The following is a 22,185-nucleotide window of genomic DNA, read 5'->3' as shown; positions in this document are numbered from 1 at the left end:
GGCTACACGACGGAGTATTCGGCTTTGCCTATGACCATATCGACGGCCGCGGTAAGCCAGATCATGTGAATGCACTCAACGATGTTGTAGGCGTGGCTGTCGACCCAGAAATTGATGTCCCCGAGCTGCTTGAGCGCGTTCGTTTCCTGCTTGCCGGTAAAGGTAACCACGGTCATCCCGTTCGCCTTTGCGTATTTGGCGGCCTCGACGACGCTCGGTGACGTGCCGCTGACACTGATCAGCACCACAGCATCCCCGGCATCCCCATAGAACTCCACGGACTTGGCCATCCACTTGTCATAGCCATAGTCATTCGCAAAGCAGGTAATGAGGTCGGCTTCGTTAAAATTGACCGCGCGAACGCCGCCCTGCTTGGTGAAGTCGACCGATCCGTGCGCCGCGATCGCAGCGCTTGCGCCGTTGCCGGCAAACATCATCTTTCGCGATTGCGCCTTGATGGTGCGCGCCAGTTCGGCAAAGGCGATCAGCTCGCCATAGTGTTTCTGATCGAATGTCAGGCGCTTGTATTCGTCGAAATAGTCGTTGAGCCAGTCGTGCGTGATAGCGGTCATGAGGGGCCTCGAATGAAAATCAATCTTTGATCGTCTGCAAAGCGGTGTTTAGATTTTCGGCTTCATGGCGATCGTTCTCATAGATGCGGTCAATCAGGTTCATCACCTTGTAGGCATCGGCGGTGCTGCCGGCAACAATAGGCCTGTCATGCTTGATGGCATCATAAAAGTTTCGGGCTTCGCGCTCCCACGACATGTCGACGGTAAAGTGAAACCGCTCTTCATCATCCCAGGTAGCAGCCGGCGCTTGCGAACGGTTCTTCGCAACAGTCAGGATCTCGTCGCCATAGGTGCCGGAACCGGTCTTAAGCCCATTGAGAACCATGTAGCCCGCCTCAAGAAACACTTCGAGCGAAAACAGGTGGCGCCACTGCGTCATGGTTGAATGGAGGGAGGCGACCATCCCGGTCCGGGAGTTTTTCATGATCGCAAAGACATTGTCCTCAATGCCATCGAGTTGCCAGTAGAGGCTGGAGACGAACGCGTTCACCTCGTCAAAGCTTCCGCCAAGATGAAGGAAGAGGTCGAGCATATGAATGCCCTGGTCGAGCAGAATGCCGCCGCCGGCAAGCTCCTTTTTTGCCCGCCAGGTGTCCAGATAGCTGCTGTCGACGCTTTTGCCGTAGCGCCCGCGCATCCAAAGCACTTTGCCGTAGCGTCCGCTATCGACCAGCTCCTTGATTTTGACCACTGCATCATGGTGACGATGGTTAAAACCGTACATCAGCTTTTTGCCGGTGGCCTTCTCAACCTCGATCACCTCTTGAACTTCCGCAGCGGTAAATGCGGGGGGCTTTTCGCAAAAGACGTGTTTACCGGCCTTCAAGGCTTCCAAAGTCAGCGGTTGGTTAAACGCAGTGGGCAGGCACAAGACAACCGCATCGACTTCTGGTGAATTGATGATAGCGGAATAGTGAGCGGCGACCGGATAGTTCGCTGCCGTTATCCGGTCGTTGTCGTAGATCAGGGCAATCTCCCCGCCGACGGCTGCAAAAGTTTCAGCTCTCAGCTGACCCATCTTGCCATAGCCGATAATTCCGAAACGGATCATTCCAATAACCTCTTCTGCGTGTGCCACCCGTACCGCTTGATAACAGACTGCCTCTCGGACACCAGAGTGTGGCTCGCTTTTTCAGTGCAAATCGAGGTTGCAGTACTGCCTGGGCCGATGGACGGGCGTATTTGAGACGCAGGATGAGAGGCCGGCGCTGTCGACTTAGACACTCAGGACCTTAAGTGCCAAGGTCTGGCCCTGGTGCTCAAGGGTGACACGAATCGGAGTGCCCTCGTTCACTGACAGTGTCGTCTCGAAGCCGGCTTCATCCTGCTCATAGATGGGATGCGCCTTGGCCACGTCTGGACGCTTCAACCGCCGCATGATGGTTTCCTGCTGATTACCATAGTGGATGCAAAGCTTAGCCGCGGTGTACGGCGACAGAACCCAGCCGCGGACATGTACAACCTTGGCATCCAGCCGCTTTCCGCTCACCTTCAGCAGCGTTTCCAAATCCGACGAGCAACTGCTCTCAGGCTTTTCCGGAATTGGCCTGTCATGGTTTTCCGAAATTTGCGTGAGGGAAATCCGGCCGTTGCGAGGCGACAATCCCTTGCGTTCGTACCAGTCCGGATCCAGCTCTCTCTCGGAGAATGCCGGAATGTAGGAGGTTTTCAAAGAGGTGTAGCGCTTGCCATGCAGGCGTTCACCCTCCTCCAGAGTAGAACGAACGGAATCCTCATGCCGACCATAGGCGCCCTGTTTTCGGTGGGTGTCGAAGGTCGGATGACAAAGATGGCCCGTCTCGACCAGATCGTGGTACTGAACGGTCTTGGAATGCGCCCAGAAGTCTTCGTTGTCTGCTTCGGGTTTCCTGCCGTCGCAGCCGAGAATGTAGATGTCATCCGCCACCGTCGCTGCCACGGGCAGCATGTGGATGTTCATGGTACTGTCCAGCATCGGAGCACTGAAGGATTTCAACAGGTCGAAATTCGGCCCCTTGTTCCTCTGTTCGATGAAGATGAATTTTTCCGCCATTTCCGGATAGTGGAGCGCAAGGATATAGCCAAAAGTCGCTGTTCCGAAGTAATGCAGATCACGCTGACTGAGGGCGCGACGCAGATCACTGCGGAATTTGGCTGCATAGGTGGATACGCCAAAATGGCTCACGGCATCGCCCGCCGTGATAAGTCGTGGCTTGATGTGATCCATTAGTCGATCATCTTGCACAGTAGAATTGCAGATGATCGTGAACGCGTCAGTGAAATCAAAGTCATAGGTAGCGTCGATCGATGGGCCGGTGCCAAAGACAGCGGCAGTGTTGACGCCTCGTTCACTCGCCTCGCTGATGAGTTGGCTAAATCGCCTGTAGCTGTCTTCAATGATCGCCTTCTTTTGCGGCTCAGATAGCATGTGCCTCCAGGCGATACCCGGATAGATGCCATATTCCTTGGACGCCAGATCGTTCGTGTTCACGTTCTCGATGACGACGCCCAGATGGCGGAAGAAGTCGAGCCAGCGGGACGATATCGACCCATCCCAGACCAAGATTACGTCGCTAGAAAACAGGTCCCACAGAAAGCGCCATTGCGAGGTCTTGAGACGTAAGTGGCGGGTCTTTTCGTCTGCAGCGGCATGCATGTGGTCCGCGGGCGGGGCCGGTTTAAAACCGCCGCTTCGGAAAAGGTTCACCTGATCGATCACCTCTTTTTTGTAAGGGAGGTACCATGCGGCGCGATAGTAGTGGTTCGCCAGCTGCTCAGGCGTCCTAAATCGCGGGAAATAGGTAACTTTCCCAGCCCTTCCAGTTCTTGCCCTCATCACTTTGCGCAATTTGCGCGCGACCCTCCCAATGAGAATGTCAAGCTTGGGCATAGAACACCGCACGCGCTTCGGCCGGCCATAGATCCTCTTGTAAACTGAATAATCGGGCTTTTGCCCCTGCAGGGGCATGAACGCCTCGGAAAGCTGTTTTGATGTCACGGAGAGCAGAGCTACTTCCGTAAGGTTCTCACCCGTCACCGGTCTCGGGTTTCGGAGCTGTTCTGCTACAAGGCGGTTGAAATCAGTCCAGTCACCGTGAACTGCGTAGGCGACGTCGTTTCCACAGGTCTCCCGCAGAACGGGAAGGTCAAAAACGACCACCGGGCAGCCGCAGTATCGAGCCTCAATCGGAGGGTAGCCGTAACCTTCGAAAAGTGATGGGAAAAGAAGAAGCTTCGACTGCTTATACAGCTCGAATTTCTCGTAATCGCTCACCTTGTACTTCCACTCGAGCGGAATGCCCAAGGCTCCGCATTTTTCGGTGATTTCGGCGTGCATATCCGCCGGGACCTGGCTGGTGCCGACCAGGATGGTCAGGGTACTCCCCAGCATTTGTTCGGTGATCAATTCCGTAACAGCATGGCTGCCTTTGTGTTCGCCACCCTCAAAGCGCGCCAGCAACAAGATGCGGAAGCGGGCGCTTTGCTCCGCTACGCGATCTGCTTCGTACTGATTGATGGGCGGATAGGCAAAGCTGAAGCGGCACGACGGACTAACATCTTTATAATATTCTTCGGCATACTTGCTTCCTTCGGAAGCTATGGAAAGGACGACCGAGCTCGCGGCCGCGACCCGACGCCAATGCGCCCATGCGTCCGAAGAGCGCTTTACTGGAGCGTACTGATTGAACCAGTTCTCTGATTCAAAATTGAGCAGCGCGATATGGGATTTACGCTTGACGGCCGTTTCGAGTGTGTTCTCATAAAACTCCGATATGCGCGAACCTGGGGCAATTATAACAAAATCCAAGTCCGTCGGTAGGTGCGTATCGGCCTTGTCGAGCTCGACAACTTGTATACTTGCATGATGCGGAAAATTGATAAAGTCGCTCCAGAATATCGGCAACAAGTTGGTGACGTAATACGTTTGCCAGCCCATCGCCGCAGCTGCTTCTGCCAACATCAAGGCGTGGTAACGCCCGCCGGAATACATTCCAGAGGGGTTGGTCACGAAAATTGCGAGCGAAGGAGTCTTAAGCTTTGAATTCATGAATCTTCTTTGCATATATGGTCTGCGAGAAGCGACCACTTAGATGCGTCAGCGGCCGTTGGCCTGTGTACTTTTCTGTTCCCATGGATTTTGTTATGTGAAATCGAAAATGATTTCTGCTTAGTAAGCCAAGTATGTCGACAAGATCGTGCTGCGGTCCGTACGCGCTACCGTGGTACTCAACGAACATGTTCTCAACTTTGTGAAGATGATCTTCAATGTCTTTCAATACATCTAGTTCCGCGCCTTCGATGTCTAGTTTTATAAACTGAATGCTACGTTCTTGTTCGAGCCAATCGCGGAGCCTTCTCGCCTGAACCTGTTCGACGGTGCTGTCGGCAGACAGCCTCTCGCCGAATAGAGAGCCAGCAAGAGAATCACTTCTAGGTGTAGAAAAGTTTAGCACACCCTCTTCGTTCGATAGGGCATATCCCAACACGCTTATTTGATGGGGGGAGAGCTGTGCAATATTGTGTTGCAGGATCGCCTGTATCTGCTCGCTCGGCTCGAAGCTGAGAATGCGTGCATTGGGACATAGCCATTTGAAGTAATATGTTGCAAGGCCGATGTTAGCGCCGCCATCGATAATCAGTGGTTCGTTCTCGTCGGTGCTAAAATAATAGTCTTCTGAACAGAATATCTCATTGAACGCGATCCAGAAGCCTCGCCAATCAAGGATCTTGAGCGTGTGACCGGTGAGGTTGACGGTGCCATCGACTTCGAAGATCGTACGAAACAGGTTCATGATGTCGTCACTGCCGTGCAGCAACTTGAACGCTGCTGTCTTGATCTTGTCTTCAGCCTCGTCCGGATAAGTCAGGAATTGCGATGCTGACTTTAACTGTGAAAAGAATGAGCCAAGCTTGGAAAGCCGCGTGGAAAGCTGGTTTATCCTGGTGGTGTCCGGCAGGTTTGCCTGGAGAATTCGCTCCAGCAGCAACTGGCTATTGCGCTTTGCCAGGTCCACCAAGAGTGCGTTGTCGGCCAAGAGCGCTGTTTTGGCGGCGTCCGTATTGAAGATCGCCTTCAGCAGGTTTGTGTGCTGGCCATTTAGTTCCTTTGTCGACGCCGAATCCGAAGACAGCGCCCTTAAAAGGAGTTTCAGCTGCCCCTCGTCCCACTTTGGCTGCGCAGCGGTGTTTCCCGTGGCCTCTGGCGCGACGCCCTCAGAATGACCTCGTTCTCGCGGAGTTTCGGTTGTCATTCGCGTTCTCACTGTCGCTGTATGTGTGGCTGAAGTTGACAAGCCCCCAGGTTAAGGTCTCGCCATTGATGGTTTTGAATCGGCCTACAATGTTTCGGAAGAGATAGCTGTGCCCTTCGTGGATTGATATGACGATCACATATTTTCCCGGGTTTATGTTTAGGTCATCAATGGCGATTTTATGAGCAATGACCCCTGGATGGTGCTTTCCTGTCATTTGTTGATTTAGTGTCGTTAACGTCGTTATCAGCAAGCCGTCTTCGCGATATATATTAACTGAAATGTTCAGGTTCGTAGTTGTCGCCTTTAGCGCAAATCTGTACTCGAACGTAATTGCCGTGTTGACATTGACCACACTTTTTTCTTCTCCGTCTTGCAGGATGCGAAACTGTAAGTCGTCAATGAATTCAAGTTCATCATGGATGGCGCCGTATAGTGTGTTCGTTTCTAATTTTTTCTGATTTTTGGGCTTTTTGTCGCCGGAGCCGGCATCCGGTTCCTCTTCAAGAAAGTTAAGGTAGTCTTTAAGGATAGGCGCGCAGTCCCCGAACCCCTTTACCTTTCCTCGGTGTAGCCAGAGCGCCTTGTTGCAGAATTGCGAGATTGCTGCATGGCTGTGCGAGACCAGCACCATTGTTACGCCACGGTTCTTCAATTCGTGCATCTTAGCGAAGCATTTGTTTTTAAAGGCATTGTCCCCAACAGCGAGGATCTCGTCTATGAGAATGATGTCCGGGCGCAGATGGGTGGCAACAGCAAACCCCAGTCGAGCATACATGCCAGAACTGTAGGTGAACACTGGGCTATCGATGAAGTCGCCAATATCTGCGAAAGCCAGGATCTCGGGGAGGATTTCAACGGTCTCTTTGCGAGACAGGCCCATTAGTGCGGCTGCGTGAAAGACATTTTCCCGCCCGCTTAGGCGACGTTCAAAGCCGGCGCCAAGGTTGATCAATGCCTGCATTTTCCCTTCAACAAGCACTTTTCCGCCGTCAGGTCTGATGACGCCATTGAGCATCTTGAGCAGCGTAGACTTGCCGCTGCCGTTCCTGCCGATCAGAGCCAGTGCGTCTCCCGGATTAAGTGTGAAGGAGACGTCAGAAACGGCCCAAAACTCATCCGTTCGCAGCGCGTTTTCTGTTGAACGCTCGGGTAGCAAAAATATTTCGCGGATCAGATCTTTAAAGGAGTCACCCTTGTGTTCTGTCTGGCGTTTCGAGTATTTCTTGAACAACTGATCGACCGTCAGGACCGGTTTCATTTTACACCTTCTCAGAAACGTGGCGCATGGAGGTGTGAAATACATACCATCCGACGGCAAAGAGCGTGATGAGCCCTATTGTGACGATGGTGATGCGAAATGCATCGGCAAAAAAATTGAGAAAGAGCAGGCTGCGGAAGTTCTCAATCAGTATGAAAAGGAAGTTGTAGCTGTTAATTGTTTCAAGGGTGCCGATAGTAGTGACCGGAAATACGACCCCGCTGATGAACATCATCGGCCGGAGAATGAGATTGACGACACGTAGCGTGTCCTCGGCTATGGCGTTGAATGGTGAAAGGAGAAAGCCAATTGACGCTGTGAGGAAGACTGCCGCGGTCAGATAGACGGCTGACAGACAGAACCCGATCAGGTTGAAGTGGCCATAGCTGATTGCAAAACCCCAGACGATCAGCAGTTTGAAAAAGAGGTTGTATAGCGCCCTGATCAGGCAGCTCCACATCAGCGCTTCAGGTGGGACTTGAGTGTTGAGTAAAAGCTCACGGGAAGAGATGATAACTTTCATCGGTATGGTGATGGCATCAACAAGAGATTGCCAGGCCATGATGCCGCTGATGACAAAAAGCGCAAACGGAACGGCAAGCTCAGGTTGCTGTAGCGTTTTGGTGCGATACAGCATGACAAATGTTAAGCCGACCAGCAGCGGCTCCGCAAGGTCCCAAATCGGTGCCAGAGTTGATTTGGTCCGCTCGGCAGAGATTTGCTTAAAACAGAGGCTGCGTCCTGCGTAAACGCTGGTGAACGCGGATCTGAGCATAGCCCGAACAATATCTACAAAGCCCTTGTCGGCATTATTCTTGGCATGGAAGCTCACCGTTTTCATTACGGATCTCCTTTCTTTAGAGCGGTATCCGTGATCCCAGGCGACGCCTTCGTGATGGCAAAGACGTATATTTGAGTGGCGAACTTTGAGTTGAGTGCTTGATAGATAAACCAGCACTTGTGCGCAATGGCGGAAATGTTACGGGCACATCCCCCATCCCCCAGACTAACTGCTCAACGAGCCGGTTCAATACGTCACGCGCAGATGCCCCCAACTTAGGTGTAATTCAAGGCCGGAAGCCGGGTCTCAGGTCACAGCGCCTCACTAATCGAAACGTGTAAACTCAATGCCGCCTACCCGCTTGCTCACTTGCATGACATCGTCAAAACTACATAGATAGAACCAGACCGAAGAGTTGATGCCGTGGAATAACTCGGAGAGGACGACTGGCTGATGTTCGCGGTCGGCCATCTTGTCATCGCAGGCTCTCGCCATAGCCGAATTTGGCCGCTGCCCTTCAATCATCCGCAAGCCGATTTTTAGATATAAGAGCACCGTATCATGGCTGCATGGGCATCCAACTTAACGAGACCCCGAGCCACCGGCACACTCTTAACGGTAGCCATCCTGGAGGTTCATCTCCCGCGACAAATATCAGTAGTGACTGCTTTCGCTTGCGGTCATTGGGGTGCCGGTCGCCATGCCCTGAAAATCTTCGCTGAACAAAAACATGTGCCGTCGGATCTGATGATCGGTGGCCCAGTTAGCGTTGAGGCTCGCACGAGTTTCATGGGGCCTCCGCCGCCTGCCCATCACCTGACAATTAGATGCCCCAACTCCAATCCCGGATATGCAATCGCGTTCAACAGCTCCACACGCTGTGCCAACACGCTTTGAACTAGTACCCCATACCCGCGCGTGACGAGATTGCCATTGCCATGGCCAAAAATGAAGTTGAACTCGTCATCGAGATAGCCAGCTCGCCTGAGAGCATCAACGGCGCCGTGGCGGAAAGAATAGAGAGAAATGCCGCGGCCTTTCTTCAATCCAATCTTGGTAAGATAGCGACCAAACTCCCGGCTGAAGTCGGCGATCATCTGTCCGCGTGCATTGCGCGTGGCGAATGGAAACACGCGGCTGTGTCCAGCCTTCTTTGCCTCGTTCAGGTAGTCCAGAAAGCCTAGCCGCACTAATTCTGGATGGATCGGCACGACGCGGCGCGACCCGAGTGTCTTGAGGCTCTTGAGATCTTCTTCGCCTTCATCTGACGTCTCCGTAATGTCCATGATCCAGGTTTCCTGATCCAGACGAATGTCCTTCACTGCGAGCTGGGCAATCTCTGCAGGGCGCGCGCCGGAATAGAGCATGATCAGAGGCACCCAGTAGCGGTGATCGCGGATAAGCACGGTGCCTGGCTTGTTCCAGAAGCGAGACGCTTCATCGCTCTTGCAGCCAGTAAAGAGCGGCGATTTGAAGAGCACGTTCATCTGCTCGACCGTGAACGGGAAGACCTTCTTTCTTTTGTCCTTGGCGAGCGACATCCCGTCTGTCGGATTGCTGTCGATGTAGCCGTGTGCCACCAACCAGCTACAGAAGGCGCCGAGGCTCGACAGGTAGCGGTTGACAGTGCGAGGGGTGAGCAAAGGCTTTCCCACGGTTTTTTTGTGCTCGACGATCTGGGCGATTTTCATGCCAGCGAATGCCTTCGTCTCGGTCGCCTTCACCGGATAGAGCATCAACAGCGCCTTCCACTCGCGTACGGCTTTCTTGTCAATCTTGGTCGCAGGGTAGGTCGCGCCGACATGCTGGACAAATATGCCGATATCGCGTCGGGCTTGGTTGATCGTGTCGACAGTGATGTTCCTGGGGTTCTCCTTGGCGTAAACTTCAAATAGCTCCATGATGCCCTCGCCAGGAGCTGCAACCTCCCGCACAGTCGCCTTAGCGGGCTTCACAATGGGATCCTTGGGCACGCCTGTAAAGTCACAGTTGTCGCGCTCGGTCGTGCGCTGTAGAGCTTCTATCTCTGCCCGAATGAGCAAGCTACATAACTCCCGGTATTCAGCAGAATGCTCGTCCAAAATTATCCGATGACGGGATGAGGAATCTGTCGCTGCCGCAGCAGCTGGTTTGACGTCGCCGGAACTCAGCGCTCTCTTCAGAAAGTTCAAACGTCTTGTGCGCAAATTTGCGTCGTCGGATCGGGGCTGCACCATAAGGTAGTAGTCCGTGTATGCATTGATCATGCCAGCGAAATCGTCGGATGTGATTTCTCCCATTTCCATTCGGCGATGCAACTGCTGCAGCCCCCATCGATCTGCTCTGGCGTCGGCATAGCCCGCTGCTTTTCCTCGTAATTTTGAAGCGTCGCCTCGTAGTGCTCCCACACGGCGACCGCTTTGTCGTTTAGGCTGACCTCTCTCCTCGAGCGGAGCTCGTCAAATAGCGCATCCCATTTGCCAAGCTCGGAGTTCAGCCGGCGCTTTGCGACGGCTTCGTCCTTCGTGCGGAGGGACACCTTTTTTTGTCCTCGCTGGGGAAGTGCTCTTCAAGATCAGCAGGCACGTAGATCCGCGCATAGTAGGTCCCACCTTCGCGTCGAATGAGGTTGGATCGTCGTGTCATCAGGAGCTCCCGGAACAGCTTGCCGGAACAGTAAACCGGAACACCTCTAGACCGGAAAGCTATTTAATGGCAATATGTTGAGGCAATTCAAGGCTGTGGATGAAGTTGGATTATGTTCCTGGCGCCCCAGCCGGTTCCATTTTTCCAAAGCAGCCTTCTGTCGCAGCCGCCCTTCATCTCGCAACGCCTCCCTCAGTCGCCCACATGCCCTACAGCTTCACCTTCACCGGCCGCCACACAATCGTCTCGGGCGTGCGGTCGTAGGGATTGTCCATCAGCGTGATCTTGCAATTGTGCTTGTTGCATTCGGTGCAGCGAAATTTCAGCGAAAAAGGGTCGCGGCCATGGCCATAAAAGGTGGCGAGGTCGCGGGCGAGGAAGCGGGCTTGGCGCTCGCAGTCGCGACAGGTAGCCACCACCAGCATGTTGTGGCGGAGCGCTTTTCCAAGAGTGTCGAGGGCCTGGGTCATGTGAGATGATGTGAACATATCAAGAACATCGTCAAGCGGGAATTCGGATATGTCCGCAGTTTTTCCCGCATTTCCAGGCGTTCGGATAGGCGTACATCCGCGCTTGAACCAGATACCGCGCTCCTTTCTCCAGTATCCATGTTCCATCACAAGTCACGGAAAATTAACCACAAAATCCGGCCGGCGTAGGGAAGTTGTTAACCTTGATATCGCTATAACCATAACGCTTCCATCAGGGTATAGCGTCGAGAAGCGCATCGGTTTCAGTCTCGCGTATCGGGGGAGGGCGTCATCCACGGCGTCCTCCCGTTGCGAGCCCGACCGGTTGTCGCCGGCATGCAGCCGGCCCCTTCCTTCCTCAGCAATGCCTGTATTCGTGCCAACAAAAAGCCTCCGGCCCAGATGGACCGGAGGCTTTGTCACTCTGATGATTGACGAGTTTATTCCGAGGCGAGGAATTCGGCGCAGTAGCTGGAGCCGCCATCGACGCCGGGGCGGTCGACCACGGTGCGGATGCTGCGGATGACATAGTCGGACGACACCGTCAGCTGGACTTCGCAGCGCAGATACTGGGTGCGCGCCGGGGTGAGCAACTTGCCCTTTTTGCCGCCGCCGAGATCTTCGTATGTCGCCGGGATCACGCGGGTCCTGTTGCCGCCGCGCCAGGTATAGAGCGTCGAATTGCCGGCTGCCGCGTCGGACACAGGCGGTCCGAACCGGGCGAAGAAGGCGCCGGCCTGCTGGCCGTTCCAGCGCGCTTCGACCAGGTTCTTCGCCACCCCTGTCGTCGTGCAGCCTGCGGCTGCCAGTCCGAAGGCAGCCACAAGGCCTGCCGTCACCATGTTGCGGAATATCATCTCTACTGCCCCTTGCACCATGAATAAGCATATTCCGGCTACACTTTGTGGTGCGCTGCCGGTCGCGCGTTCCCCACCTGCCTTATCGGCAAAAGCCGTCAGGGGAAATTGTTCGCGATGGTCACACACCGCAAAATTTCTGCCTGATGCGTCTGCGCAACGACAGGCCCCGTCAAATGTTCCGCCAGGGGATCCTTGAGGCGTTGCCTGTGGAGAAGCGAGCGCCTGGTCATGTGACGCGACGCCTGTTTGAAGGCTCGGGTCTCAGGGGGAACTGCCATAGGCTGACCCGGCAAACGCTTGGAAAACAGAGGCTTTCCTCAAGCGGCAGAAAAAATTCGCCTTTCCGTCGCGATTTTGTCACGTCCCCGCTTGTACTCGTAAAATCGCTGGTCTATAGAGGCGCCGCTGGTCACGGAGTGTAGCGCAGTCTGGTAGCGCACCACGTTCGGGACGTGGGGGTCGAGTGTTCGAATCACTCCACTCCGACCAGCTTGAAAACCCCGCTTCGGCGGGGTTTTTTCGTTGTGGCTGTGCGATAAGGGCGATACGGTTGGGTAAAGTCGGTGCCAGACTGCAACCCCGGCTACAGACTTTCGCGACGGCAAAGGGATCCGCTCGCCGCAGAACGCCAAGTCGTAGATCCCACTCATAGTTGTATAGAACAACAAAGAGCCTTCTGCGATCCCTCGGCGCTTTTGCCGCAACACATTGCACTGCTGTTTATTTAAGAATAAGCTTTATTGGTGCAATTGACATGTTCGGTGTTGACGCATCTGCTCCTTTAACTACCATTGGTTGAAGATTTTGCTAAAGTGGCACGCATGATTCCAAGCACCAAAAGGCGGCGTCACCGCCAGGAAAAAGTCACCCTGTCAGATGTGGCCCTGGCCGCCGGCGTCAGCGCCATTACTGTGTCGCGCGCCTTGCGGGATCCTGAAAAGGTCTCTCCGGCTTTGCGTGAGACGATCCTCAGGGTCGTCGAACAGATGGGCTATGTGCCCGATATGGCTGCCCGGGCGCTCGCCAGCAAGGACAGCGGCCTGATCGGCGTGTTGACCCCCGGCCTCACAAGCTACGCCTTCATCGCCGTCATGCGCGGCATCGAAGACAGGGTGCGCGCAACCGACCTGCGCATCCAGTATGCCAATCCCGGCAATGACGGCGAGGACGACGCCCGCAAGCTGCGCTTCTTCTTCTCGCAAAATCCGGCCGGCATCATCTATGTCGGGCGCCATCATGATCCCGCCCTCGACGATCTCTTGAAGCGCGCGCCCTGTCCGGTGGTCGAAATCATGGATGTCAGCCGTACGCCGGCCGAAATGGCCGTCGGTATTGATCACCGCATGGCGGCGGAAGCGGCGACCCGGCATCTGATCAACGAAGGCTATCGGCGCATCGGCCTTCTCGGTGGCGGTTGGGACAGCCGGTCGCTGCGCCGTCTGGAGGGCTATAAGGCTGTGATGGAGGCAGAAGGCCTCTTCGATCAGGCCCTTGTCCTCTCCATCGACAGCTATACCAGCGTTGGGCTCGGCGCCCATCTGCTCGAACGCCTGCTGAGTGCCTGCCCGGATGCCGATGCCGCCTTCTGCCATAGTGACGATCTGGCGCTCGGAGCGCTGTTCGAATGCCAGCGCAAGGGGCTTCGCATCCCGCAGGACTTCGGCATCTGCGGCTTCAATGACTTCGATTATGCCGGCGTCGCCTATCCCTCGCTCACCTCGGTCAGGCTGCCGCGCTACGAGATCGGCTACCGTGCCGCCGACATGCTCATTCGGGCGACCGGCGGTGGGCGGCAGCCGCCCACCCTGGTCGATCTCGGCTTTCAGCTCATTCCGCGCCAGTCGACGGCGCGTATCGCGGCACAGCAGCCGTCAGGCGCACCGGCATAAAGCGGTGCCGCGTCCACAGCCGGAAACCGGGGCGGCCGGCTCACACTCACGCTGCCCGGTCCATCTCGTGACGCTGGCTGCTCCAGCCGTTCGAAGGACGGTTTGAGCTCCCCAGATTGAACTGGCCGATCATGCCGCGCAGCTTCATCGCCTCGCTGGCAAGCGTTGCCGCAGCGGCGCTGCTTTCCTCGACCATGGCGGCATTCTGCTGCGTGGTCTGGTCCATGCCGTTGACGGCGCCGTTCACTTCCGAAAGACCGGTCGACTGCTCGCGCGCGGCGGTCGAGATGGCCACGACATGGTCGTTGATGTCGACGATCAGCTTCGAAATCGTGCGGAGCGCCCCGCCGGTGTCGCTCACCAGCTTTACGCCGCTCGAAACCTCGGCCGCAGAATTCTGGATCAGGTCCTTGATCTCCTTGGCAGCCTTTGCCGAACGCTGAGCAAGCTCGCGCACCTCCTGCGCCACGACCGCAAAGCCACGACCGGCCTCGCCGGCGCGCGCCGCCTCGACACCGGCATTGAGCGCCAGCAAATTGGTCTGGAAGGCGATCTCGTCGATCACCCCGATGATATTGGAGATCTTGGAAGAGGAATCTTCGATCCGGCTCATCGCATCGACCGCCTGGGCAACCACATTGCCGGACGATTCGGCATTGGCCTTGGCATTGCCGGCCACTTCCCGTGCCTCCTGGGCGCGCTGCGCTGATGACGTCACATTGGCGGTGATCTCCTCAAGGGCTGCCGCCGTTTCTTCGAGGCTCGCCGCCTGGCTTTCGGTGCGCTTCGACAGGTCGCTCACACCCTGGCCGATCTCCCGCGTTCCCTGGCCGATCACCTCGACGCTGGCGGAAATCTCCTTGAACGTGTCGCAGAGCTGGGTGACCGACCGGTTGAGATCATGGCGCAGGAACTCGAATTCCGGCGCGAAGGGATCCGTCAGCTGGAAGCCGAAATCACCGGAGCAGAGGCGCTTCAAGGCGTCACCGAGCGCACCCACTGTCTTCACGCGCTCCGTCACATCGGTAGCGAACTTGACGACCTTGACCACCTTGCCGTGGACATCGAGGATCGGATTGTAGGAGGCGGCAATGGTCACCTCACTGCCGTTCTTGCACCTTCGCTTGAATTCGGCTGCCTGATAACGGCCTTCGCGCAGGGCTGCCCAGAAGGTCTTGTAGTCTTCCGAAGCCTGGTAATCCTTATCCACGAACATGCTGTGGTGCTGGCCGACAATCTCGTTCAGGCTGTAACCCATCAGCTTCAGAAAGTTCTCGTTCGCGCCCATGACGCGGCCGTCGACGCCAAATTCGATGATCGCCTGCGACCGGCTGATGGCCGCGATCTGCGCTGCATAGTCGAGATTGAGCAGACGCGCCTTGGCATCCGCCCATTCGACGACGAAACCGACGGTCTTTGCTCCTTCCTTCAGGGGGGTCACCAGAAGGTCGAACACGCGCGTGCCCACCGTGATTGTCGCGCTGTGGCGCTTTTGAAGCGCGGCCAGCATGCCGCGCTGATGCGCCGGATTCTTGTGAAAGACGTCGATATTGCTGCCGATCAAACTTGCCACACTGAATTTTGGCAGCTCCTTCTTCAGATCGGCTTCGGCCTCTTTGAGCAGTTCGATCACTGCGGGATTCATGTAGGTGATGTTCAGTTTCGCATCTGCAACCATCACATTCGCCTGCAGGGCTTCCAGAGCCAGGGTCTTGGCGGCTGTCTTGGCATTCATAAAGGAGGCAAGTCCCATTTTCATCCCATTCTGCTGGCCGGGTTGGACAGGTTGCGCAAGCGCCGGCGGGTTAGGTTAGCAGTGGTGAAAATATCGACAAGAAATAAAGAAATGGCTAATTGATTGCTGATCTGTATACCTTCGGTGCCCAGATCTCACACTAGAGGCTAGCTCTTGCTTCTCTCCGGAGGCAAATTACAGGCGCCGTGCGGGCCGCAATTTGCCTTTGCTATCGAGAAAGTCTCGAAGAGCATCGAAATGCGGCAGGAACTGCACGCCGTCGATGGCGGGCAGGGCAGCATAGGCCGGGCCACCGGTCACCACCGCTATGTCTTCGGGCAGCGTGGCGCGCAATTGCCGCAGCTCTGCCTCCAGCCGTGCCGGCTTGCCATTCACCCCACTCAGGCAGACGCAGCACACGCCCCTGGTCATGGCCGCTGCCTCCACTTCCTCTGGCGGCAGATTGGGCCCGAGATGCAGACTGTCCCAGCCATGCAGGCGCGCGACAAGCGATGCGGCGAGAGCGCCGATCTCGTGCTCCTCACCGGAGAGGGTGGCGCTCATCATCCGGGGAGCCCCGGCGCGCGGGCTGGGCGCCTCGTCGATCATCGCACCCAGCAGCCGCCTAATCTTGACCGAAGCCAGGTGTTCGGCGGCAATCGAAAGGCTGCCCTGCGACCACAAATCACCGATATCCCGCAGCAGCGGCAGGATGGTCGCGTCGAGAAACCCCTCCGGGCCCTCGGCATCGGCGCGCGTCAACAGCATGTCGCGGAAATCGTCTCCGTTCATCGCGCCAAGAGCCGCGATCAATGGCGCGTTCCGCTGCCGGGCGACAGCCGAGACTTCGAGCCGGCGCAGATCATCCAGCGGCAGGTTGAAGATGGTTCCGATCCGGTGGCCGGCGTCGCTGCAGGCTTTCAAAAGCCTCAGTCGCTCTGCCTGGTCGCGGGTATAGAAGCGCCGCCCCGTTTCGCTGCGTTCGGCAGGCTCCATGCCATAGCGCCGTTCCCAGGCATGCAGCACAAGCTTGGTGATGCCGCTGATCGAAAGCACATCGGCCAGGCTCAATAGGCTCCGGTCGTCATTCTTTCCGCTGCCTGTCATCCGCATGCTGTGTCTGGTCCCCGCTCTGCCCACAATGAGTGGCGTAAATAAGCGAAAACGCAAGTAATACTATCGCGATTCCTCGCATTTTTTCAAACGCAAATGGCCCGCCGGGAGGGCGGGCCATCAGCATGATCCGAATTGGAAGCTCAGCCTTCGAGATCGTCGAGCAGCTTTCGTGCAGCCGAGGTGGTCACCCGGCGGCTCTCCACTTCGTCGCGACGCGCAGACAGTAGCTCGGTCGCCAGCAGCTGCTCGGCAAGATCGGTCGGCAGCGACAGGATCACCCGGCCTTCATGGGCGTTCAGCCCGCCAAACTCCGTGCGCTTGGCGGTGATCATGCCGCCGGCCACCGTGTTGTTGGTGTCGGGGTCGATCAGGATGAACGAGCCCGTGCCGCGGTTCTGTTCGTAAGGATCGAAGATTGCCGTTTCATCAAAGGCAAGATGCACCTTGCCGATTCCGTTCATCGGCAGGCTCTCGGCGGAAAGCCACTTGCCCGACTTCAATTCGAGCTGCTGTACCGGCTCCACCTGCACGCGCTGGCGGCGCGATCCCGCCTTCAGCCAATAGCGTTTGTTCGGCACGATGCCATCCGGCTGCAGCGCAACAAGCTGTGCGTCAAAGGCAAGCCCCATCTGCGGTTGGGCTTCGAGCGAAACGATCATGTCGCCACGCGCCACGTCCACCTGGCGGTCCAGCACCAGCGTGATCGCGTCGCCGGAAACGGCGGCATTGCGCACCAGATCGAAGGTGACGATCTGCTTGACGTTCGCAACCTGACCGGACGGCAGGATCGCGACGCTGTCGCCAGGCTTCACGGCACCGCCGGCAACCGTGCCCTGATACCCGCGAAAACTTTCGCCCGGCCGCGACACGCGCTGCACCGGCAGGCGGAACCCGGTCGACTGACCGGAGCGCAGCGTGGCAAGCTCCAGCGTTTCGACCAGCGTCGGCCCGTCATACCAGGGCATCACGGCCGCACCCGAATAGACGACGTTCTCGCCCTTCAGCGCCGACATCGGGATCGCCGTCACCTGGCGAACGCCAAGCGTCAGGGCCAGTTCACGGAAATCATGGCTGATCTTTTCGAAGCCGGCACGGTCATAGCCTGTCAGGTCGATCTTATTGACCGCCAGCACGAACTGCTTGATGCCCATCAGCGAGGCGATGGTGGCATGACGACGGGTCTGTTCGAGCAGGCCGGCGCGAGCGTCAACCAGAAGCACGGCGAGATCGGCATTCGAGGCGCCGGTCGCCATGTTGCGGGTATACTGCTCATGGCCGGGCGTATCGGCAACGATGAAGGAGCGGCGGTCCGTCGAGAAATAGCGATAGGCGACATCGATGGTGATGCCCTGTTCGCGTTCGGCCTGAAGGCCATCCAGCAGCAGCGCGAAATCGGGCAGGCCAAGATCGTTCTGGCTGCCGCTGTCGCGGTTGAGTGCGGCGGCCTGGTCTTCCTTGACAGCCTTGGTGTCCCACAGCAGTCGGCCGATCAGCGTCGACTTGCCGTCGTCGACGGAGCCGCAGGTGATCAGTCTCAGCGGGCGCGAATCGCGGGTGACCGGAGCGGCGTCGGCGTGGGGCGCCTCGGTGGCGAGGGCGGTGTTTGCAGCTGCGGTCATCTCAGAAATATCCTTCGCGCTTCTTCTTTTCCATCGAGCCGGCCTGGTCGCGGTCGATGGCGCGGCCCTGGCGTTCGGAGACGGTGGCGATTTCGAGTTCGGCGATCACCTCGTCGAGAGTGGTCGCATTAGAGCGGATGCCGCCGGTCAGCGGCCAGCAGCCGAGCGTGCGGAAGCGGATGTTGCCTTCCTGGATCTGCTCGCCGGGCAGGGGCTCGAAGCGCGGATCTTCTGCCCACATCAGCATGCCGTCGCGCTCCACATACTTCTGGCGCTTGGCATAGTAGAGCGGCGGCAGTTCGATGTTTTCGGCCTGAATGTAGCGCCAGATGTCGACTTCGGTCCAGTTCGACAGCGGGAAGGCGCGCACGCTTTCGCCGCGGCGAATCATGCCGTTATAGATGTTCCAGAGTTCCGGACGCTGGTTGCGCGGATCCCATTTGTGGTCGGGCGTGCGGAAGGAATAAATGCGCTCCTTGGCGCGGCTGGCTTCTTCGTCGCGGCGCGCGCCGCCAAAGGCGGCGTCATACTTGCCGGCATCGAGCGCCTGGCGCAGCGCTTCCGTCTTCATCACGTCGGTATGATAGGCCGAGCCATGGGTGAACGGGCCGATGCCTTCTTGCCTGCCGCGCGGATTGGTGTGCACGATGAGGTCGAGATCGAACTTCTCAGCCGTCGCATCGCGAAACGCGATCATTTCCGGGAATTTCCAACCGGTATCGATATGCAGCAGCGGGAAGGGCACCCGGCCGGGGAAAAAGGCCTTACGCGCAAGATGCAGCAGCACGGACGAATCCTTGCCGATCGAATAAAGCATGACCGGCTTTTCAAACTCGGCCGCCACTTCGCGGAAGATATAGATCGCCTCGTTTTCCAGCGCCTTCAGATGCGGATCAAGCGGCGCCTTGGTGACCGGATCCTTGGAATGCGGATCGAATTCGGATGTGTGTACGTGCATTTGCCTATCTGCCTTGATGGCCATCAGCGATGGCATTTCGTGGCACCCCCCTCTGCCTGCCGGCATCTCCCCACAAGGGGGGAGACCGAAACCCGCTTCTTTGGCGCCAGATCTTGGCGGGAAGGCGGGTGGCTGGCACCCCGCTCTCCCCCTTGTGGGGGAGATGTCACGAAGTGACAGAGGGGGGTGAATTCTCGTTCCTATTCAAGCCGGCGTCGGGATCGCCGAGGCCGCAGCCTCCGGCACATGCAGCCCGCATTCGCGCTTCTCGTCGTTTTCCCACCACCAGCGGCCGGCGCGTTCCGGCTCACCGGGCTTGATCGCGCGCGTGCAGGGCTCGCAGCCGATCGACGGGTAGCCTTTGCTGTGCAGCGGGTTGGTCGGCACGCTCTCGGCCTCGACATATGCGTTTATATCATCGATGGACCAGTCGGCCAGCGGATTGACTTTGATCAGGTCGCGCTCGGCGTCATACTCGGCAAAGGGTGTGGCAGCCCGATTGCCCGACTGCGAGCGGCGCAAGCCCGTGACCCAGAAGCGGGCGCCGTTGAGCGCCTCTGCCAAGGGAACCAGCTTGCGCACATGACAGCAGGCGTGGCGGGCTTCGACGCTCTCGTAGAAACCGTTCAGGCCATACTTCGCCGCATAGGCGTCGATGTCGTCGGGCTTGGGATAAAAGCGCTTGATGGATATTCCGAAGCGCTCTTCGGTCTCGGCGATCAGATCGACGGTTTCCTTGAACAGCCGCCCGGTCTCAAGCGTGGACACCTCGACCGGCAGGCCGTTCAGCCCGATCGCCGCGGTGATCACCTGGTCTTCGATCCCGAGCGAGGTGGTGAACACGGCCCGGCCTTCGAGGCCGGCGACAAGGCGCAGGCGTTCGCTCAGATCGAGTTCGGCGAGCTGGGCATCCAGAGAAGCTGCAAACGCGGCGGCATTGGAAAGGGACATCACATGGGTTCCTGCTGACTGTGCCGGAGTATGCCCGAAAGCGCCGCTGCAAAACAGAAATCGCCTTTCACGGGCTTCGGGCTGGAGAGCATATCTCACTAAGGAGTGCGACATCTGCGCGATAAAGTCCCCTCTCGCAGCTGGGGCGTCCCAAGGCGACCGGCGGATCTCGCCTCCGTTGGGGCCCTTATTTCCCGGATTTGGGAGCGCAACCACGCTCCTTGCAGTTTTCGCGGGCGGTGGCATAGTTGCCACGCTAAAAAGGGGGACTGAAATCATGCCTACACTGTCCATCTGGTATTTTCGAACGGCCATCCTGTTTCTGATCGCCGGCATCTGTGTCGGCCTCTACATGTCGATCACGCATCAATTCGAAGGCACAGGCGCACATGCCCATATCAACCTGCTCGGCTGGGTGACCATGTCGATCTTCGGCATCTATTATGCGCTCAATCCGGCCCAGGCCGCGAGCCGCATCGCCAGGATCCAGTACATGGTGTATACGCTCGGCATCCTGGTCATGGGCCCGTCGCTCTTCCTGATGCTGACCGGCAGCACGGCGCTTGAGCCCGTCGTGGCCGTGTCCTCGCTGGTGACCTTTGCCGGGGTCCTGCTGTTCGCGGTGATTTTGTTCACGCGGAAGGCTTAAGGGGAGGAGCGTCGGCAGGCGGCAAGGGATGTCTCCCGATGTGCCGGTTCACCTGACCGACGCCTGATCCTGCAGGGCCTGAGTGATTGCCTGTCCGGCAAGCCGTGCAATCGCCAAAAGCCGATCGAGGGAAAGACCTGTACGGGCCTTGGCGGACATTCCCGACATGGTGGCGCTGACGAAATCCGCCAGCTCTCCAGCCTTTTCCGGATGCCGCGCGGCAATATAGGATCGGATCACGTCCTCTGCGCCCTTTTGGTAGCTGCAAGCCGCCGCCCGCGCATCCGTGTCGTCCGATCGGATACCCTCGACCACCAGGCACCCGGTCGCCTCTGGATTGCGCGCATAGCGCCTCGCAGCGTCTTCCAGTAGCGCGCCAAGGCATTCGGCCACTGTTCGGTCGGATCTCAGCAGGTCGCCAAGCGGGATCGCACCGGTTTTAGCATAACGGGTGAGGACGCGGTTATAGAGCTCCAGTTTGTTGCCGAAGGCCGCATAAAAGCTTGGCGGGTTGATGCCGAGGGCTGCCGTGATGTCGGCCACGCCGACAGCGTCATAGCCACGGGCATGGAACAGCTCCTGTGCCACGGCCACACCTTGCTCCGGGTCAAAGCGACGAGGGCGACCTCGCGGCTGAACATTTTTTGTAATCATTATTACAAAAATCCTTGAATGTCTCTGTTGAGTGTTTATGTAGCAGTCGTTACTTAAATTCTCAAGGAGCGAAAATGTCCAACTTTCAGGGAAAATCCGTGCTGGTGCTGGGCGGCAGCCGCGGCATTGGAGCAGCCATCGTCCGACGGTTCGCCGCCGATGGGGCAAATGTCACCTTCACCTATGCGGGCTCGCAGCAAGCCGCCGAGCAACTTGCCGAAGAGACCGGGAGCACGGCACTCGTCACCGATAGCGCAGACCGCGACGCCGTGATCACGCGGGTGCGCGACAGCGGCCCGCTTGACATTCTGGTGGTCAATTCCGGCATCGCGCTATTCGGAGATGCGCTGGACCAGGATCCGGATGCCGTCGACCGGCTCTTCCAGATCAACATCCAGACGCCCTACCACGCCTCGGTGGAAGCGGCACGCCAGATGCCGGAAGGCGGCCGTATCATTGTCATGGGCTCCGTCAACGGCGATCGCATGCCGGTCCCTGGCATGGCGTCCTATGCCGTCAGCAAGTCGGCACTGCAGGGCCTTGCACGCGGTCTGGCGCGTGACTTCGGCCCGCGCGGGATCACCATCAATGTCGTCCAGCCTGGTCCCATCGATACGGATGCCAATCCGGAAAACGGGCCGATGAAGGACCTGATGCACAGCTTCATGGCGATCAAGCGTCATGGCCGGCCGGAAGAGGTTGCCGGCATGGTTGCCTGGCTTGCAGGCCCGGAGGCGAGCTTCGTAACGGGTGCCATGCACACGATCGATGGTGCCTTCGGCGCCTGACCAAGGTTCTCTGACGCCGAGCGGGG

The 22,185-nt window shown here is 57.6% G+C and carries 20 protein-coding genes and 1 tRNA gene; 4 read left to right on the top strand and 17 right to left on the bottom strand.

The features are described from left to right. Positions 1-2 precede the first annotated feature (2 nt). The 11 genes from ASE36_RS03425 to ASE36_RS03380 form a co-directional block, all read right to left on the bottom strand. Entirely contained in the window at positions 3-572 is a 570-nt protein-coding gene (locus ASE36_RS03425; RefSeq protein ID WP_062275594.1) for an SIS domain-containing protein, read from the bottom strand. A 19-nt stretch (positions 573-591) separates the two neighbouring features. Then, positions 592-1,623, bottom strand: a complete 1,032-nt coding sequence (locus ASE36_RS03420) for a Gfo/Idh/MocA family protein (RefSeq protein WP_062275592.1) — start codon at positions 1,621-1,623, stop codon at positions 592-594. A gap of 165 nt (positions 1,624-1,788) precedes the next feature. Next, positions 1,789-4,599 carry a glycosyltransferase family 4 protein gene (locus tag ASE36_RS03415; protein WP_062611245.1) on the bottom strand — a complete coding sequence of 937 codons (2,811 nt, stop codon included), beginning with the start codon at positions 4,597-4,599 and terminating at the stop codon, positions 1,789-1,791. Beyond that, positions 4,583-5,803 (bottom strand): FkbM family methyltransferase, encoded by a 1,221-nt coding sequence (locus ASE36_RS03410; RefSeq protein ID WP_062275588.1) that lies wholly within the window; start codon positions 5,801-5,803, stop codon positions 4,583-4,585. Before ASE36_RS03410 ends, ASE36_RS03415 begins: the two co-directional genes overlap by 17 nt. Next, a complete protein-coding gene (locus tag ASE36_RS03405) occupies positions 5,766-7,064 on the bottom strand; it encodes an ABC transporter ATP-binding protein (RefSeq protein ID WP_062275586.1) in 1,299 nt (432 codons plus the stop codon). The genes ASE36_RS03410 and ASE36_RS03405 overlap by 38 nt, the downstream gene beginning before the upstream one ends. A gap of 1 nt (position 7,065) precedes the next feature. Continuing rightward, positions 7,066-7,905 carry an ABC transporter permease gene (locus ASE36_RS03400; RefSeq protein ID WP_062275584.1) on the bottom strand — a complete coding sequence of 280 codons (840 nt, stop codon included), beginning with the start codon at positions 7,903-7,905 and terminating at the stop codon, positions 7,066-7,068. 752 nt (positions 7,906-8,657) lie between these two features. Further along, a complete protein-coding gene (locus tag ASE36_RS03390) occupies positions 8,658-10,091 on the bottom strand; it encodes a site-specific integrase (RefSeq protein ID WP_244474650.1) in 1,434 nt (477 codons plus the stop codon). Further along, complete coding sequence (locus ASE36_RS23000; protein WP_244474649.1) at positions 10,088-10,363, bottom strand: DUF6538 domain-containing protein; 276 nt, start codon at positions 10,361-10,363, stop codon at positions 10,088-10,090. The genes ASE36_RS03390 and ASE36_RS23000 overlap by 4 nt, the downstream gene beginning before the upstream one ends. Continuing rightward, positions 10,318-10,470 carry a DUF6538 domain-containing protein gene (locus ASE36_RS23250; RefSeq protein ID WP_338012407.1) on the bottom strand — a complete coding sequence of 51 codons (153 nt, stop codon included), beginning with the start codon at positions 10,468-10,470 and terminating at the stop codon, positions 10,318-10,320. The genes ASE36_RS23000 and ASE36_RS23250 overlap by 46 nt, the downstream gene beginning before the upstream one ends. Before the next feature lie 209 nt (positions 10,471-10,679). Continuing rightward, the gene (locus ASE36_RS03385) at positions 10,680-10,958 is read right to left on the bottom strand and encodes a hypothetical protein (RefSeq protein WP_156378553.1); all 279 of its coding nucleotides are present in this window, start codon (positions 10,956-10,958) and stop codon (positions 10,680-10,682) included. Between the two features lie 422 nt (positions 10,959-11,380). Further along, positions 11,381-11,797: a hypothetical protein gene (locus tag ASE36_RS03380; protein ID WP_062275579.1), complete on the bottom strand. Its 417-nt coding sequence runs from the start codon at positions 11,795-11,797 to the stop codon at positions 11,381-11,383. A 415-nt stretch (positions 11,798-12,212) separates the two neighbouring features. Here ASE36_RS03380 and ASE36_RS03375 point away from each other — a divergent pair. Next, positions 12,213-12,289 (top strand) — tRNA-Pro (locus ASE36_RS03375). Between the two features lie 332 nt (positions 12,290-12,621). Then, positions 12,622-13,689 carry a LacI family DNA-binding transcriptional regulator gene (locus ASE36_RS03370; protein ID WP_062275574.1) on the top strand — a complete coding sequence of 356 codons (1,068 nt, stop codon included), beginning with the start codon at positions 12,622-12,624 and terminating at the stop codon, positions 13,687-13,689. Positions 13,690-13,735: 46 nt separating this feature from the next. On the opposite strand, the gene ASE36_RS03365 is transcribed toward ASE36_RS03370, so the two are convergent. The 5 genes from ASE36_RS03365 to ASE36_RS03345 form a co-directional block, all read right to left on the bottom strand. Continuing rightward, entirely contained in the window at positions 13,736-15,442 is a 1,707-nt protein-coding gene (locus ASE36_RS03365) for a methyl-accepting chemotaxis protein (RefSeq protein WP_062277952.1), read from the bottom strand. A 177-nt stretch (positions 15,443-15,619) separates the two neighbouring features. Next, the gene (locus tag ASE36_RS03360; protein WP_162255304.1) at positions 15,620-16,531 is read right to left on the bottom strand and encodes a MerR family transcriptional regulator; all 912 of its coding nucleotides are present in this window, start codon (positions 16,529-16,531) and stop codon (positions 15,620-15,622) included. Positions 16,532-16,680: 149 nt separating this feature from the next. Beyond that, a complete protein-coding gene (gene cysN / locus ASE36_RS03355) occupies positions 16,681-18,159 on the bottom strand; it encodes a sulfate adenylyltransferase subunit CysN (RefSeq protein ID WP_062275570.1) in 1,479 nt (492 codons plus the stop codon). 1 nt (position 18,160) lies between these two features. Beyond that, a complete protein-coding gene (gene cysD / locus ASE36_RS03350; RefSeq protein WP_062277949.1) occupies positions 18,161-19,117 on the bottom strand; it encodes a sulfate adenylyltransferase subunit CysD in 957 nt (318 codons plus the stop codon). Positions 19,118-19,321: 204 nt separating this feature from the next. Further along, the gene (locus tag ASE36_RS03345) at positions 19,322-20,068 is read right to left on the bottom strand and encodes a phosphoadenylyl-sulfate reductase (protein ID WP_062275568.1); all 747 of its coding nucleotides are present in this window, start codon (positions 20,066-20,068) and stop codon (positions 19,322-19,324) included. 277 nt (positions 20,069-20,345) lie between these two features. Here ASE36_RS03345 and ASE36_RS03340 point away from each other — a divergent pair, with 277 nt between their 5' ends. Continuing rightward, a complete protein-coding gene (locus tag ASE36_RS03340; protein WP_062275566.1) occupies positions 20,346-20,717 on the top strand; it encodes a hypothetical protein in 372 nt (123 codons plus the stop codon). Positions 20,718-20,765: 48 nt separating this feature from the next. On the opposite strand, the gene ASE36_RS03335 is transcribed toward ASE36_RS03340, so the two are convergent. Then, complete coding sequence (locus tag ASE36_RS03335; RefSeq protein WP_244474647.1) at positions 20,766-21,305, bottom strand: TetR/AcrR family transcriptional regulator; 540 nt, start codon at positions 21,303-21,305, stop codon at positions 20,766-20,768. 140 nt (positions 21,306-21,445) lie between these two features. Between ASE36_RS03335 and bdcA the strand changes: the two genes are divergently transcribed. Further along, positions 21,446-22,159 (top strand): SDR family oxidoreductase, encoded by a 714-nt coding sequence (gene bdcA, locus ASE36_RS03330; protein ID WP_062275562.1) that lies wholly within the window; start codon positions 21,446-21,448, stop codon positions 22,157-22,159. The last annotated feature ends 26 nt before the right edge of the window (positions 22,160-22,185 follow it).

Source organism: Rhizobium sp. Root274, assembly GCF_001429245.1.
Lineage (GTDB): Bacteria > Pseudomonadota > Alphaproteobacteria > Rhizobiales > Rhizobiaceae > Allorhizobium.
This window is presented reverse-complemented; position numbering and strand designations above follow the sequence as displayed.